The 15492-nt window shown below is 45.4% G+C and carries 11 protein-coding genes; all 11 read left to right on the top strand.

Annotated elements, in window-relative coordinates; genetic code table 11:
• Nucleotides 1-2 precede the first annotated feature (2 nt).
• The 11 genes from HQN88_RS03085 (at nt 3) to cysI (ending at nt 15392) form a co-directional block, all read left to right on the top strand.
• Nucleotides 3-1592, top strand: coding sequence for a response regulator (locus tag HQN88_RS03085; RefSeq protein WP_173108740.1), 1590 nt, complete (start codon nt 3-5; stop codon nt 1590-1592).
• Between the two features lie 126 nt (nt 1593-1718).
• Nucleotides 1719-3056, top strand: a complete 1338-nt coding sequence (locus HQN88_RS03080) for an ABC transporter substrate-binding protein (RefSeq protein ID WP_173108739.1) — start codon at nt 1719-1721, stop codon at nt 3054-3056.
• An 82-nt stretch (nt 3057-3138) separates the two neighbouring features.
• Complete coding sequence (locus tag HQN88_RS03075; RefSeq protein ID WP_173108738.1) at nt 3139-4017, top strand: carbohydrate ABC transporter permease; 879 nt, start codon at nt 3139-3141, stop codon at nt 4015-4017.
• Between the two features lie 15 nt (nt 4018-4032).
• Nucleotides 4033-4875: a carbohydrate ABC transporter permease gene (locus HQN88_RS03070; protein ID WP_173108737.1), complete on the top strand. Its 843-nt coding sequence runs from the start codon at nt 4033-4035 to the stop codon at nt 4873-4875.
• Nucleotides 4876-4912: 37 nt separating this feature from the next.
• Complete coding sequence (locus HQN88_RS03065) at nt 4913-6700, top strand: sensor histidine kinase (protein WP_173108736.1); 1788 nt, start codon at nt 4913-4915, stop codon at nt 6698-6700.
• Complete coding sequence (locus HQN88_RS03060) at nt 6693-8279, top strand: response regulator (protein WP_173108735.1); 1587 nt, start codon at nt 6693-6695, stop codon at nt 8277-8279. The genes HQN88_RS03065 and HQN88_RS03060 overlap by 8 nt, the downstream gene beginning before the upstream one ends.
• A 112-nt stretch (nt 8280-8391) precedes the next feature.
• Nucleotides 8392-9711: an ABC transporter substrate-binding protein gene (locus HQN88_RS03055; RefSeq protein ID WP_173108734.1), complete on the top strand. Its 1320-nt coding sequence runs from the start codon at nt 8392-8394 to the stop codon at nt 9709-9711.
• 89 nt (nt 9712-9800) lie between these two features.
• On the top strand, nt 9801-10685 hold the full coding sequence (locus HQN88_RS03050) for a carbohydrate ABC transporter permease (RefSeq protein ID WP_173108733.1): 885 nt from the start codon (nt 9801-9803) through the stop codon (nt 10683-10685).
• Complete coding sequence (locus HQN88_RS03045; protein ID WP_173108732.1) at nt 10682-11509, top strand: carbohydrate ABC transporter permease; 828 nt, start codon at nt 10682-10684, stop codon at nt 11507-11509. The genes HQN88_RS03050 and HQN88_RS03045 overlap by 4 nt, the downstream gene beginning before the upstream one ends.
• Nucleotides 11510-11805: 296 nt before the next feature.
• On the top strand, nt 11806-13632 hold the full coding sequence (locus HQN88_RS03040) for an assimilatory sulfite reductase (NADPH) flavoprotein subunit (RefSeq protein WP_173108731.1): 1827 nt from the start codon (nt 11806-11808) through the stop codon (nt 13630-13632).
• A gap of 38 nt (nt 13633-13670) precedes the next feature.
• A complete protein-coding gene (gene cysI / locus HQN88_RS03035) occupies nt 13671-15392 on the top strand; it encodes an assimilatory sulfite reductase (NADPH) hemoprotein subunit (RefSeq protein WP_173108730.1) in 1722 nt (573 codons plus the stop codon).
• The last annotated feature ends 100 nt before the right edge of the window (nt 15393-15492 follow it).

The following is a 15492-nucleotide window of genomic DNA, read 5'->3' as shown; positions in this document are numbered from 1 at the left end:
GCATGCAAAAAATATTAATCGTCGATGATGAATCGATTTTCCGAGAATATTTGCGTTCAGCGTTAGACTGGGAGGCTTATGGCTTTGAACTTTGCGCCGAAGCGAAGAATGGGATCGAAGCGCTCGAGCAAGTTCACTTACATCAGCCTGATATAGCGCTTGTAGATATAACCATGCCTTTTATGGATGGGTTGACCCTTACGGAACAATTAAAGGAGCGATATCCGGCTACGAGTGTGGTTCTCATCACAGGACATAATGAATTTGATTATGCGCGAAAAGCGTTAAAACTTGGCGTCGAGGATTATATCCTCAAGCCGTTCTCCAAGGATGAACTCATCTTGACGCTGCTTAAGCTGCAGAAGGAGCATGAGAAAGCAAGGGAAGAGAGATCCACCCTCAAGGAAAATCAGCAATTGATGAAGGAAAGTTACTTGAATCACTTGCTTAGCAGCGAATATCATCATTCGCCTGAGGAAACGACCCACAAACTCCAACAACTCGGGGAGTCATTCGGCTCCTCCTTGTTCGTCGTTGCTTGTATTGAGATCGATCAACTAGATGTCAAATGGAATCAAGTGAGCGAACGCTTACTGTGGAAATATGCCGTTACGAACATTTTGAACGAAGCGCTAGAGGAGACCGGGCATCACCTTATCTTCAACGGGCCAGAAGGACGGATTATTTGTCTAGTTGAGCACCAAGGTGGGAAGGATCTCGAGGTTCCTGCGTTAGAAGGATATGAGAAGCTCATTTTTCTGATCAAAAAATACCTAAAATTCACGATCACCATTGGTGTCGGTCGCAGTCAATCTGGATACGGCGGCATTCGAACCTCGTACCTAGAAGCGTTAGAAGCCTTACAAAACAAATTCGTATTAGGAAACGACCGTGTGATTGCCTATGGCACCAGTGTACTAAATACTGGCAAACAGGCACTCTACCCAACGGAAGTCAACGAGGAGCTGCTCGTGCTCTTGCGCATGCATAATACGGAGAAAGTAGAAGATAAGCTGGAAGAAGTTTTCCAATCGATTCGTGAGCAACGACTATCTTTGGAGTATACCTATGTGATTTCCATGGGACTCATTTCTGTCTGTTTGTCCTACGTTACGGAGATGGGGCATCCCATCGAGGACTGCTTTGGCGAAGCTTTTTACCCTTACAGTGAAATCAAGCGGTTGGGTTCGATCGAAAGCACATCGACATGGATTAAGGAACTTTTTGCTAAGGCGATTCAATATACCAATAAGCACAAGAAGACGAGATCCTCGAAAATTGCCCAATCAGCCAAAGAGTACATCGAGGGGCAATACATGGATTCGGAGCTTCAATTGGATCAGATTGCTCAGCAGGTGTTTATTAACCCAAGTTATCTGCGGGCGCTGTTTAAAAAGGAAATCGGGATGACCGTAACGGATTACGTGACGCATGTGCGGATGCATAAAGCGAAGGAATTACTAGGCAAAGGCAACATTCGTTTGGCAGATATCGCGGAGCAGATTGGGGTCAATGATCCTAGTTATTTTAGCAAAAGCTTCAAGAAATTCTTCGGTTATTCGCCTAGTGAGTATGAGAATAATCGCTTATAACAACTGCACGCGAATGTGCGGATTTTACAAGAAGCCCTCAGTTATTCCATTATCACTGTGGGTTTTTGCCTCTATACTGAGGATGTAAAGAGGAGAAACGCACAAGAATTATTGGGAGGTCTACACATGAAAAAGATGGCAGTTACTCTCGTAAGCTTACTCGCGGCGACTAGCCTAGCAGCTTGCGGTTCCACAGAAAAACCGAAAGAAACAACCAGCGCAGCACCAGCAGCAACAGCTGCAGCAACGACAGCACCGGCTAAGGCAGATGCGAAACCAGTAAAACTTAGAATTTATGCGCAATATGCAGATGAAGATACGAAAACACCTTATGACTATGCCGTAGCTGAGTTGAAAAAGGAAATGCCGAATGTCGAGCTAGAGCTAGATATCCAAGCACAAGATGATGGACAGAAGTTAAAGACGTACGCAGCGACGGGGAATCTTCCGGACATTTTCCAAGCAGGTCTAGACATTATCGACACGTTCAAAAAGTCCAATAACATCCTGATGTTGGATGAATATGTAACGAAATTTGGCTTCAAGGACAAAATGCAGCCGAGCGCAATGAACACACTTGTAACCGATGATGGCCACACATACGCATTCCCGTATGCAGGCAATGAAGTAGCCTTGTTGTACTACAACAAAGATTTGTTCCAACAAAACGGCGTGAAAGTACCAACAACGTATGATGAAATGATGACAGCTGTTAAAACGTTCAACGCAAAAGGTGTTACACCGCTTTCCATTTTTGCTAAAGAGAAATGGCCTTGCGTAGCGCTCTATGACATGTTTGTAACACGTGCTGATGCAGGTGGTATTAATAAGTTGGATAAAGGTACGGCGAAAGCAGAAGACGCGGCGTACAAAACAGCTGCTGATAAAATTATTGAGCTTGTGAAAGCAGGCATGCTGCCTAAAGGCGCAACAAACTTAAACTATGATCAAGCCGCGGCACTTTACCATGAAGGTAAAGCAGCGATGTTCATCAACGGTCAATGGGAAATTGAAGCAGCAACCAAAGCACTTGGCGACAAGGCCGGCTACATGTACTTGCCAGCGGCGGATAGCGCAGCCTATGAAAAAGGTAAAACAGCATTCAGTGGCAGCGGTGGTCCAGGTGGATATGCTGTATCCGCAAACACGAAGGATAAAGAGCTAGCTGCGAAAGTTGCCTCATTCATCTCCTTGAAGTATGCCGAGTACAAGTATACGAACCGCAGTAACCCGATCGTAGCAACAAAGGTAGACAAACCGATTGTGAAGCAGTTCCCTCCAATGATGGATCAGCTATCCAAGGATATTCCGAAAATCACAAGCACAACCGCTTTCTCATGGGGCTTGTCCAATCCGAAGTTCAAAGCAGCACTTGAAGATGCTACACAAAACCTAATGACTGGTAACTACACGTCCGATCAATTCGTGAAAGATCTGAATAAAGCAGCAGTTACAGCGAAATAATTGTGATTCTATGACATGGAAGACTCACCGTGGAACGTCTAGTCCTATGGTGAGTCTTCTACTCTACAAGGGAAGTGATGACATGCGCAAATTCATGGGAAATAAAGTAGCGATTATGCTGTTCACGCTGCCGGCTCTCCTTTTGTATACAGTGATCGTGTTTTATCCGATTTTGCAAACCTTTTACCGCAGTACTTTCGAATGGGATGGCTTGAGTGAAGGCACGTTTATTTTTCTAGATAACTACACGCGATTGTTTCAAGATAGTATTTTCTATACGTCCCTCTATAACGGACTTGTGTTTGCAGGCATCCTAGCCATTGTGCAAATTGGGATCGGGTCTGTGCTCGCTTTTGCCGTAGCAGAGGGCTTCAAAGGGAGTAAGCTTCTACGCATTTCCTACTTCATTCCGGTTGTACTTTCAATAACCGTCGTCTGTCAGCTCTGGTTGGCGATGTATAACAGTGAGTATGGGTTGATCAACAAAGTGTTTGAAGCGCTCGGCATCTCCTATCGTCAAGACTGGCTGACGAACAGCAAAACAGCAATTTTCGCGATTGCCTTCGTAAATGCATGGCAGTACATGGGCTATCAGTTCGCTCTGCTTCTTGCGGCTGTGAAGTCTGTACCTGAACAGTACTTAGAGGCTGCCCGTATCGACGGCGCTTCCAAATTCAAAGCACATATGAAAATTACGATTCCGATGCTGGCTGAGACGTACAAATTTTGCCTAGTCCTCGCGATTACCGGTGGGTTGAATGCATTTGCTAACATGTTTATCATGACAGGCGGCGGGCCAGGTAACTCCACTTACACGTTGACGTACCTGATGTACCGTTCTGCTTTCCGTGTTGGTGAATTCGGTTATGGCAGTGCGGCAGCAGCGTTCCTTGTCATTGAATGTTTAATTGTAACGTTAGCGATTAACAAACTTATTGCACGTGAACGTATTACCTTTTAAAGGAGGATGTTTAAGATGAACGGCTTACTCAAATTACGCAAAAAAAATCCGCTCCTTGGCATCCTTTTATGGGTGTATGCGGGGTTGTCGGTGTATCCGTTATTGTGGATGATTTTCTATTCATTGAAAAATAACAACGAGATTTTCGTTACGAATCCATTCGGGATTCCAACGCATTTTCGCTTCGAAAATTATGTAGATGCTTGGTCCAAATTCAATGTCCCGCAGTACTTTAGCAACAGTTTGCTTGTGGCAGCTTGCACCGTTGTAGGGACGATTATCCTCTCCGTGACATTTTCTTATGCAGTAGCTCGCATGCAATGGCGTTTCAAGGAAGTGGCAAGAATCTATGTGGTCATCGGGATGTTCATTCCCGTACAAGTTATTATGATCCCATTGGCTATTCTTGTTCGGGATTTTCACTTAGCTAACACGTATGGTGCACTCATTGTTCCTTATATTGCTTTCAATATTTCGTTCTCCAGCATGGTGTTCTATGGCTTCTTCCGTTCCATTCCTGTGGAACTAGAAGAATCCGCGTGTATGGATGGTGCCAGCATTTATCGAACGTTTTATACGATTATTTTACCCATTATAAAACCGGCAATGGCGACAATGGTCATTTTCGTTTTCTTATCCTCTTGGAATGAATTCACGATGGCACTCATTTTAATTACCAAAGAATCGCTGAAAACCTTACCGCTCGGATTACTCTTCTTCCAAGGTCAGTTTACGACAAACTGGGGTGCAATGGGGGCGGCGATGACAATTGCCAGCTTGCCAACGGTGCTCGTTTATATCCTCTTTAGTGAACAAGTTGAGAAGGCGATGACCGTAGGGTCTGCTGTGAAAGGCTAATATGGTTAAAAAGCTTGCATTCATGGGACGGTGGCATATGGCTACCGTCTTATATGTCTCTTTCGTTGTGTTCATTCTTTTGCCTATTTTCATCGTAACTTGGTTCTCTGTACGGTCTTTCAATCATGTCTTATTCGATAACGTCACGACACGGGCGATGCAAACGTTAGAACAAGTTTCGTATACAGTTGACAAGGAAACGAGCAGGATGATCAATACCATTGCGACAATAGCCAATGATGATAAGCTGTTTGCTACCGCAACAATCATTCATAAACAAGCCAATCAGAATCAACAAGCGAGCCATGAAGCGAGTATAGAGTTGGATCACCAGTTAAGTAACTATTTTCATTACACATCAGAGATCATTTCGGCGGTATTCTTTTACCGTGACGGTGGCACGTATGCGTATAAACAAAGCTTGGGCTTACAAGAAGACGAGCTTCGGCATGCACATTGGTACCAACAAACGTTAGACAAGGTTAATAAAGTTCAGATATTTGGTGCGGAGGATAACCTACGTCCTGGGACCAGTGGACATATGGAGATTACGGCGTCGATTTCGCCGAAATTTCCTGATTCTTTTAATGGTGTTGAAAACGTTTACTTTATTTTTCGAGGCAGTGTGCTTCAGCAATTGCTTCGAACGCAGGTATCGGAGTCAGGATATTTCTTGGTTATTTCACCGAATGGCAGCATCATTTCGAGCTCTTCTGATGAGTTGATCATGAATCAAACGTCGAGTCATCCTTTACTGAAGCAAGCGATGAGTGAGCAGACCGGGAACTATGTGCAAAGTGAGGCAGGTAAACAGTCTTTCGTTAGTTATCTGACTTCTGAGCAAACGGGATGGAAATACATTCATGTGATGCCTTATGATCAAATGCTGGCTAGCGTTAAACAAGTTTATAATCGCACGATGCTTGTCTCGACCGTTGCGTTAATTGTCTTTTTATTGGCATCCTGGTTCTGGGTACGAAGTATGGCGAAGCCCATTCTAACCCTGGTTAGGCAGATGAGCCGCGTGAAGATGGGGAACTTTCAAGTGCAATTGGAAGCCTCAGGTCCGATAGAAATCTATGTGTTAGGTCATAGTTTTAACGAAATGACGCTACGCATTCAGGAGCTCATTAAGGAGCGGGAAATCAAAGAAGATGAGCGTTTGAACGCGGAGATGAGTGCCTTGCAATCGCAAATCGGACCTCATTTTCTAGTGAACACGTTAAATGCCATTAAAATCATGGCGCTCATGGCGAAAGCACCGCACATTCAGAAAATGACTGAATCACTGATGCATCTTGTTTCATCGGCTTTTAATCGCGGTGGCAGTTACACGACTGTTCGGGAAGAGTTGCAGCTGCTGGATGATTATTTCGCCATCATGCGAATTCGATATGGAGATCGGTTTGAGGTTCATACCGAAGTGGAGGATGAGATCTGCCAATCAATGATGTTAAAGCTTTTGTTACAACCGCTAGTCGAAAATAGTATTGTTCATGGCTTTCATGGCTTAGATCGCAAGGGGCTTATCCAGATTCGCGGATATAAGATTGGAGACCGTCACTTCGGAATTACGATTCGGGACAATGGGAACGGTTTCGAGATGGAGAAGGAGTTACCATCGAGTAAGCAAAGGGGAGATTCCTTCAATGGGATTGGCCTTACGAATGTACGAAGTCGTATTGAGCTTCAATATGGACCCGAAGGCAGGCTCATGGTGAGAAGTGAACAGGGAATTGGCACGCAAATGGAACTTGTTCTCCCGCTCCTTGCAGATTGTCCGACTGGTACGACAATGGAAAAGGAGGCATTGATCGATGTATAGGGTGATGCTTGTCGACGATGAACCGCTAGTACGGCTTGCTCTACGTGAACTGATTGACTGGGACACATACCAGTGTGAAATTATCGCTGAGGCTTCTGATGGTGAAGAGGCGTTGAGAACGCTCCAGAGGCAGGAAGACGTTGATTTGATTATGATGGATATTCAAATGCCTAAGATGGACGGTATCACCTGTTTGGAGCGGCTAGGTGAAATTAGGATGGAGCGGAATCCCGTCGTAATCGTCCTCAGCGCATACTCAGAATATGACTATGTGCGTCAAGCGTTCCTGTTGGGAGCTGTGGATTACATCGTGAAGTCACATATGGAACCGGAACCCATGAATGCTGTCGTGGCGAAAGCCATGGATATGTTAAAAGATCGAATGCAGCAAGCTGAGCAAGAGGAGCGCGAGCAACGAGCACTTCAAATGAAAGCACGGGAGGTTACACTTACCGAGCACCTGCGAGGAGGCCGATTGACTTCTGAAGCTCCGGTGAGTCCAAATGATAGCGGTGAACAAATTATCGGCTGTATACAAGTCTCAACCTCGGATGAGAGTGCAACTTTCACCATTCATATGATTCGACAAGTGATGGAGGGGTATTTCTCCGAGGTTACCATTCTCCCTATGAGTGCGAAGGAATATGTGCTTATGTTATTTTTCGGACAGGAAGCAAGTCAAGGTCGTCATAGCATCAGGCATCGCATCGCAGAAGGAATGGATCAACTTGTGAGTCATTTCAAACAGTACGTGAATCAATCCGTCTCGATCGGAATTTCTGATTTCATACAACATCGGCAGGAATGGCGATCAGCTTACGAGCAAGCTCGGGAGCTTGCTGAACTGCGCTTTTTTACACAAGAAGGTAGAGTATTCTTCCCAGAGCATGCCAGGATGAACCGTTCTCAGCTGCAATCCAGTGGTTCAGAGGTCTGGGATCGCAAAGTACTGCTGCGCTGTCTGGAACTGGGCCAACCGTGGCAAGGAGAATTAGACAATGGGTTTGCTTACTGGCAATCCCAACACGCTAAGCCATTGAAAGATATTCAAAAAATGTATCAAGGTTTCCTATGGGAATTAGGGGGGCTGCTTCATGCCCGTGGATTGGATTGGAAGGACGTAACTGAACTGAATACACAACCCTATGAAGCATTGCTGCATATGACGAGAATGACAGATGTTCACCTCTGGCTAGAGAAGTTGGTCTCTCATGCAGCCGCTCAATTAGACCCTCGTCGAATAGCCAGTAGGCAGTCTCCGCGACTGATCGACAAAGCGAAGGCTTATATCAATACGCACTATCATGAACCATTTTCGTTGAGTGATGTTAGTGAGTGGGTAGGCGTCAGTGAGTGCCATCTAAGTAAACAATTCACGAAGGAAACGGGTGAGAATTTCATCGCTTATGTGACCCATGTTCGGATAGAGAAAGCCATCCAATTGATGTGGGGCGGCATGAAGTTGTTCGAAATCGCCGAGAAGGTGGGCTACCCGAATCAGGGGCATTTCAGTCGCATTTTCAAGAAAGTGACCGGTCAGACACCTCAACAGTATCGTGAGTCAAGCCGATTGGGGTAAAGCACAAGAATTGCACAAGTAAGCACAAGAATCGTCATGTCCTTCGTGCTTCAACACTCTTAGAATAAGGGTTGTAAGCGCAAACATAAGAGGTCATGGAGGGGTTATTGGAATGAGAAAAAAATGGGCAGGATCACTATTAGCAAGCGTGTTGACGATGTCAGTTGTACTAAGCGGGTGCGGATCATCCGAGAGCAGTTCAACGCCAGCGCCAGCCGGGACAGATAAACCAAAGCAAGAGGCTGCTGCCGGCAGTAAAGTGACCATCAAGATGGCAATGTGGGACGTAAACGCATCTTTTATTGATTTTTTGACAGCTAAGGTAAAAGAGTACTCCAAGGTTGACCCTAATGTGAATGTGGAAGTGGAAGCTTTCAAAAATGATGGCGATTACTTGAAAGCGATGAAGGTCCGTCTCTCTGCAAATGAAATGCCGGATTTCTTTGAATTGAAACCGAACTTTATCAATGATTTCAAAACCGAGCTGCTTCCGCTCGACGATCTGAGCACGACGGCTAAGAATAAATACGCGAAAAAGTATGCTGTGGACGGCAAAGTCTTAGCGATGCCAACCGTTCAATTCCCTGAGATGGTCTACTATCATCCGAGTATTTTTAAAGAACTGGGACTTGCTGTACCAACGACTTGGCCGCAATTCCTGGATGTTCTGAACAAAATCAAAGACAACAAAAAATACATCCCATATGCGATGGGTGGCAAAGATGCTTGGCCGGATTATCCCTTCAATGAGTTCATGCACCACATCACCTCAGGGGATGAGAATTACTTAAGCAACCTTGCGACTGCGGCTCATCCGTTTGCAGAAGGCACACCGTTCTACAAAGCTTATAGCAAGATTGAAGCCTTGTACGGGGCAAAAGTCATGGGTCCAGATCCACTGGGCGTAAGCTGGGATCAAGCAACAGGCCTGTTTGAGAGTAAGAAAGCGGCAGTTGTAGCTGCGGGCCTGTGGTATTTGGATACATATATGTCCAAGGTAGGCAATGCTGATGATTTGGCTGCGTTCCCGTTGCCTGTTCGTGACAGTGAATCCGAGCCGCTTACCGTGATGACGTTCACAGATCACTTCTACGCGATTAATAAAAACAGCAAAAACACTGAAGCTGTGAAAAAGTTCATGGACTGGTTCTATAGCCCTGCTGTTCATCAGCAGTATGTAGATAAAGTGAAACTAGGCGCAGTTATTGATGGTGTGACAGCTAATGTGCCGTTTCTAAATGATTTCTACAAAAATAACAAAATCACCCCGTTCTTGTATGTGCCAGGCAACCAGAAGTACACAGATCTAATCAATGCAACGCAATTGGACTGGAAGACTGTCGGTCAAGATATGATTTCAGGCAAAAAGCTAAGTGATATTTCCAAGCAATTGGATGATAAATGGATCAAAGCGCGCGACGCAAAGAAATAAGATCGTAGAGAGATGGAAGGGCAGAAGGGAATGCGGTCGTTATGAGGTGACCGTGTTTCCTCTACCCATGCCTTGGAGGTGAAACCTACATGAGTTATAACATGCAAAAAAAGTTGATTATCGTCCTTTTTCTAGCCGTGCCCGTATTTCTACTCTTGTTGCTGTTGATGTATCCGACTTTAAAGCTCGTACAGCTTAGCTTGACGGACTGGAATGGGATCAGCAGAACGTTTAACTATGTGGGCCTAGATAATTATGTGCAAGCCTTTCATATGCCAGAGATTTGGAAATCACTCTATCATAATTGGCAGTATTTCCTCATTCATGCCTTGATTCTTCCACTCGAAATCATGATAGCTGTAAGCTTGAACGCCAAAATGAGAGCGAATGCCTTCTTCCGCTCCATCGTGTTTCTACCCTATGTGATTAATGGGGTCGCAGTGGCGTATGTGTTCAGCTATTTATATAACCCGATTAATGGTCCTCTTAATTTATTTCTAGATACCGTAGGCTTGGATTCATGGATTCAACGCTGGTTAAGTGATCCTGCGGTCGTCAACTACTCATTGATTTTCGTATCTTTATGGCGCTATTGCGGTTTGCACGTTATTTTATTTCTTGCTGGCTTGCAGTCGATTCCAGAGGATTTATACGAAGCAGCACGCATGGATGGCGCAAGTCCGTTAAGACAGTTGTGGCATATCACGATACCTGGTATGAGTCGGGTTATTGAGATCGTGTTATTCCTGAACGTGCGTGGTGCCTTACAAGTGTTCGACATTCCGTTCCTGATGACCCAAGGCGGTCCTGCGAATGCCAGTTCGACATTTACCTTGTACACGGTGGATACCGCCTTTAAATTCAATAATTACGGCTTAGCTTCGACGATGGCTATTCTGCTTATGGTCATGATTATCGTGTTCAGTTATGTGCAAAAGAAAATTTTTCAAGCTGCAAGAGGCGGTGAAGCATGACAATCAGCTCGAGATTAAAGCCGCTGTATTACCTCGTATTTGCGTGTATCACGGTTATCGTGCTCATTCCCTTGTTCCTGGTACTATTTGCCTCTCTGAAGCCTGCTGCAGAGCTTGCTGCCTCATCTCCGATAGCTATTCCGGACAGCTTTTACCTGGGAAATTTGAAAACAGCGTTTATTAAAGGAGATATTCTGACAGGGTTTAAAAATACGTTTATTCTCATCGTTGTGAGCGTCGTGTTAAATATGATTTTGGGCACCATGACAGCCTATATTTTAAATCGATTCGATTTCCGGTTGAAAAAACTGATTTTCGCGCTGTTCACGGTCGCGATGGTCGTTCCCTTTTACACCACAGAGGTGGCTAGGTTTCAAATTATTAAAGCGCTGGGCTTGTACAACACGTTGTACGCACCAACCTTAATTTATGCGGGGACGGATCTCCTGCAAATCTTCATCTATCTGCAATTCATGGAGAAAATCTCCAACCAGCTGGATGAAAGTGCCATGATGGACGGTGCCTCATACTTCCGCATTTTCCGCTCGATTATATTTCCGCTTATGGTTCCTGCAACCGCAACGTTGGCGATTATTAAAACAGTGGAGATCATGAATGACATGTATATTCCATTCTTATATATGCCTGCGAAGAAGCTGCACACGCTGTCTACGGCCCTCATGTCTTTCGTAGGGGAGCGCGCTTCCTATTGGAATGAGCTTGCCGCAGCGATCCTGATTATCATGCTTCCGACTGTGCTCATTTACCTATTTTTCCAGCGATACGTATTCGCAGGTCTCATGGACGGAGCTGTGAAAGGATAATACGTTCCTCATCAGCCGTGGGGGAGGTAGGCACTTTAGATACAGAGTTAGTCTATTTCGTGTACTAATTCGGAGCTATTTGTGTCTTCCAACCCGGATTGAAGAGAAATGACCCCATTTTGGGGTCATTTTTTGCATGAAAAGTGCTCATTTAACCATATATCAATTCCGCTTATAAGTCTCATAAGATGATTCTAATTGACCTACGGTGCGCACTATGATAGTTTTCAATGGAGAGTAAAAATAGTGCGAAAAATAGCAAAGCTTATCAATACATGCTGATGAGGTGGATTTTGTTGGAACTTCAAGTCTTAAACAGTCCTTTTAACCAAGAGCAAGTTGAATTGCTCAATCGCGTCCTACCAACGTTAACGGATACTCAACGTATTTGGCTGAGTGGATATTTAACTGCTCAACAAGGTTCGACAACTTCTGCGACAGCTCCTGTTGCTTCCGTACCTACGGCTGCAGCTAGTCAACCTGTCATTTCCAAAGAAGTAACCGTACTATTCGGATCCCAAACAGGTAATTCTCATGGTTTAGCTAAGAAGCTGGCGAAGAAGCTAGAAGAGCAATCGTTCCAAGTAACGCTTTCCTCAATGAGTGACTTCAAACCGAATAATTTGAAAAAGGTCCAAAACCTTCTTATGATCGTTAGTACACATGGCGAAGGCGATCCACCGGATAATGCGATCTCATTCTACGAATTCCTTCATAGTAAAAGAGCACCTCAATTAGAAGAACTTCGTTATTCCGTTCTTTCCTTGGGTGATACGTCGTATGAATTCTTCTGTCAAACAGGTAAAGATTTTGATAAGCGTTTGCAGGAGCTTGGTGCCAAGTCATTAACTGATCGTGTTGATTGCGATGTTGACTTTGATGAGCCGGCTGCGGCTTGGGTTTCTGGTGTACTGGGTGCTCTAACCGCTTCATCAGCTAGTGCTGTAGTTAGTGGTTCAACTGCTGCGGCAGGAAGTTCCCCTTCCACGGAGTCGGAATACTCCAGAACGAACCCGTTCCAAGCGGAAGTGCTTGAGAACTTGAACTTGAATGGCCGCGGCTCCGATCGTGAAACGCGCCATGTGGAAATCTCTTTAGAAGGTTCCAACTTGCAATATGAACCAGGTGATAGCTTAGGGGTATTCCCTGAGAATCATCCGCGTCTTGTTAATGAACTGATTCAAGCGATGGACTGGAATGCTAGCACGCCAGTTGCTGTTAACAAAAATGGGGAAGAGCGTCCATTACAAGAAGCGCTTACCCGTAACTTCGAAATTACTGTACTGACGAAACCTTTGCTGGAGCAAGTGGCAAAGCTGACGTCAAATGAGAAGCTCCAAGCGCTTGTTGCCCCGGGCAATGAAGCTGAGCTGAAATCGTACATCGCTGGCCGCGATTTATTAGATTTAGTGCAAGACTTCTCCTTACAAGGTGTGTCTGCTAGTCAATTCGTAGCCGTGCTTCGTAAATTGCCTGCTCGTTTGTATTCGATTGCAAGTTCATCCAAAGCTTCACCGGATGAAGTGCACATCACCGTGCGTTCGGTTCGCTATGAGGCGAATGGACGTAATCGTTATGGTGTTTGTTCCGTTCACTTGGCTGAGCGCGCACTATCAGGTGCAGCATTGCCGGTATACATTCAGAGCAACCCGAACTTCAAATTGCCTGAGAGCCCAGAAACGCCAATTATCATGATTGGACCAGGTACTGGCGTAGCGCCATTCCGATCTTTCCTTGCAGAGAGAGAAGAGACGGGTGCAGACGGTAAAACATGGTTATTCTACGGGGATCAACACTTCGCTACAGACTTCTTGTATCAAGTTGAATGGCAGCGTTGGTTGAAAGATGGTGTTCTAACCAAACTAGACGTAGCCTTCTCCCGTGATACGGATCAAAAGGTATACGTTCAGAACCGCATGCTAGAGAAAAGCCGCGAGCTTTATCAATGGCTGCAAGAAGGCGCTGTTGTCTATATTTGCGGTGACGAGAAGAAAATGGCACACGATGTGAATGCTGCGCTGCTCACGATTATTGAGCAAGAGGGCGGATTAAATAACGAAGAAGCCGTGCAATATTTGGCTAACATGCAACAGCAAAAACGTTATCAACGGGATGTTTATTAAAACGGGATCCCCGCGATCGCGAGAGGAGAAAGCTCAAGATGTCAGAAAATAATTTACTATCGAAGAATAGTGCGCCGCATAGTGATGTTGAACAAATTAAAATCCGCAGTAATTATTTGCGCGGAAGTCTAGAAGAAACACTAGAAAATCGCATCACAGGTTCCATCCCCGAGGATGACAACCGTTTGATGAAATTCCACGGCAGCTACATGCAAGACGATCGTGACTTGCGTAACGAACGTGCGAAGCAGAAGCTTGAGCCTGCCTACCAATTCATGCTGCGCGTCCGTGCTGCTGGTGGTATCGTAACGGCTGACCAATGGTTGATGATGGATCGTGTTGCACAGAAGTACGCGAACGGGACGATTCGTCTTACGACGCGTCAATCATTTCAATTGCACGGTGTGATCAAATGGAACATGAAGAAAACGATTCAAGAAGTTAACGCATCCATGCTAAGTACGCTTGCTGCATGCGGTGACGTGAATCGTAACGTTATGTGTAACCCCAATCCGTATCAATCCGAAATTCATGGCGAGGTATATGAGTGGGCGAATCGCATCTCGAACCACTTGGACCCGCGTACGAGAGCGTATCATGAGATTTGGTTAGACGGCGAGAAAATCGTGGATAGCCGCGAAGGCGAAGAGCAAGAGCCGATTTACGGTCACGTGTATTTGCCGCGTAAGTTCAAAATCGGAATCGCCGTTCCACCTTCCAACGATGTAGACGTCTACTCGCAGGATCTTGGCTACATCGCGGTTATTGAAGAAGGACGTCTGGTGGGCTTTAACGTATCCGTCGGTGGCGGTATGGGGATGTCCCATGGTGATGTCAAAACGTATCCGCAAGTTGGGCAAGTGATCGGCTTCATTAAGCCAGAGCAGGCTGTTGATCTAGCGGAGAAAACAGTTATGATCCAACGCGATTACGGAGATCGTTCCGTTCGTAAACATGCTCGTTTCAAGTACACAATCGACGATCGCGGTATTGAGTGGTTCGTGAATGAACTGCAAACTCGCCTAGGTTGGAACCTTGAGCCAGCTCGTGCCTTCCATTTCGAATCCAATGGCGATCGTTACGGTTGGGTAAAAGGAAGCAATAACAAATGGCACTTCACGATGTTCATTCAAAACGGTCGCGTGATGGATGATGGTGACTACCGCCTGATGACAGGTCTTCGTGAAATTGCAAAGATTCACACGGGTGATTTCCGCCTAACGTCGAACCAAAACTTGATTATCGGCAGCGTAAGCGCTCAGAAAAAGAAGAAAATCGAAGAACTAATCAAAGATCACGGCATTACGGATGGTCTCCACTATTCCGCATTGCGTAGAAACTCGATGGCGTGTGTTGCGTTCCCAACTTGCGGACTTGCCATGGCGGAATCGGAACGTTATCTACCGTCTTTGATTACGAAAGTCGAGTCCATTCTTGAAGGTGTAGGCCTACGTGAGCAGGAAATTACGATTCGGATGACAGGTTGCCCGAATGGTTGCGCACGACCTATGCTAGCTGAACTCGCGTTTATCGGTAAAGCGGCAGGCAAGTACAACATGTACCTTGGTGGCGGATTCGCAGGAAACCGCTTGAATAAATTGTACAAAGAAAACATCGGTGAATCCGAGATTCTGGATTCCTTGCAAACGATCATCCCTCATTATGCCAAAGAGCGTCAAAGTGATGAACACTTCGGTGACTTCGTTATCCGCGCTGGCTATGTGAAAGAAGTTCGTTCGGGTCAAGATTTCCACGCTTAAAAATGGAAAGAGCAGTTCGAGTCGTACGCGACTTGAACTGCTTTTTTTTCACCACATATGAATTGATAAGTTCCCGCTACTCGGAAGAACACATTCGTAT

The sequence above is a fragment of the Paenibacillus qinlingensis genome, assembly GCF_013204845.1.
In the GTDB taxonomy this organism is placed as follows: Bacteria; Bacillota; Bacilli; order Paenibacillales; family NBRC-103111; genus Paenibacillus_E; species Paenibacillus_E qinlingensis.
The sequence above is the reverse complement of the archived record's forward strand: the minus strand, read 5'-3'. Positions and strand labels throughout refer to the sequence as shown.

What these genes read in the sequence shown, in the direction of transcription:
- HQN88_RS03085 (WP_173108740.1), top strand. Translation starts at nt 3, where the DNA reads ATGCAAAAAATATTAATCGTCGATGATGAATCGATTTTCCGAGAATAT.
- HQN88_RS03080 (WP_173108739.1), top strand. Translation starts at nt 1,719, where the DNA reads ATGAAAAAGATGGCAGTTACTCTCGTAAGCTTACTCGCGGCGACTAGC.
- HQN88_RS03075 (WP_173108738.1), top strand. Translation starts at nt 3,139, where the DNA reads ATGCGCAAATTCATGGGAAATAAAGTAGCGATTATGCTGTTCACGCTG.
- HQN88_RS03070 (WP_173108737.1), top strand. Translation starts at nt 4,033, where the DNA reads ATGAACGGCTTACTCAAATTACGCAAAAAAAATCCGCTCCTTGGCATC.
- HQN88_RS03065 (WP_173108736.1), top strand. Translation starts at nt 4,913, where the DNA reads ATGGCTACCGTCTTATATGTCTCTTTCGTTGTGTTCATTCTTTTGCCT.
- HQN88_RS03060 (WP_173108735.1), top strand. Translation starts at nt 6,693, where the DNA reads ATGTATAGGGTGATGCTTGTCGACGATGAACCGCTAGTACGGCTTGCT.
- HQN88_RS03055 (WP_173108734.1), top strand. Translation starts at nt 8,392, where the DNA reads ATGAGAAAAAAATGGGCAGGATCACTATTAGCAAGCGTGTTGACGATG.
- HQN88_RS03050 (WP_173108733.1), top strand. Translation starts at nt 9,801, where the DNA reads ATGAGTTATAACATGCAAAAAAAGTTGATTATCGTCCTTTTTCTAGCC.
- HQN88_RS03045 (WP_173108732.1), top strand. Translation starts at nt 10,682, where the DNA reads ATGACAATCAGCTCGAGATTAAAGCCGCTGTATTACCTCGTATTTGCG.
- cysI (WP_173108730.1), top strand. Translation starts at nt 13,671, where the DNA reads ATGTCAGAAAATAATTTACTATCGAAGAATAGTGCGCCGCATAGTGAT.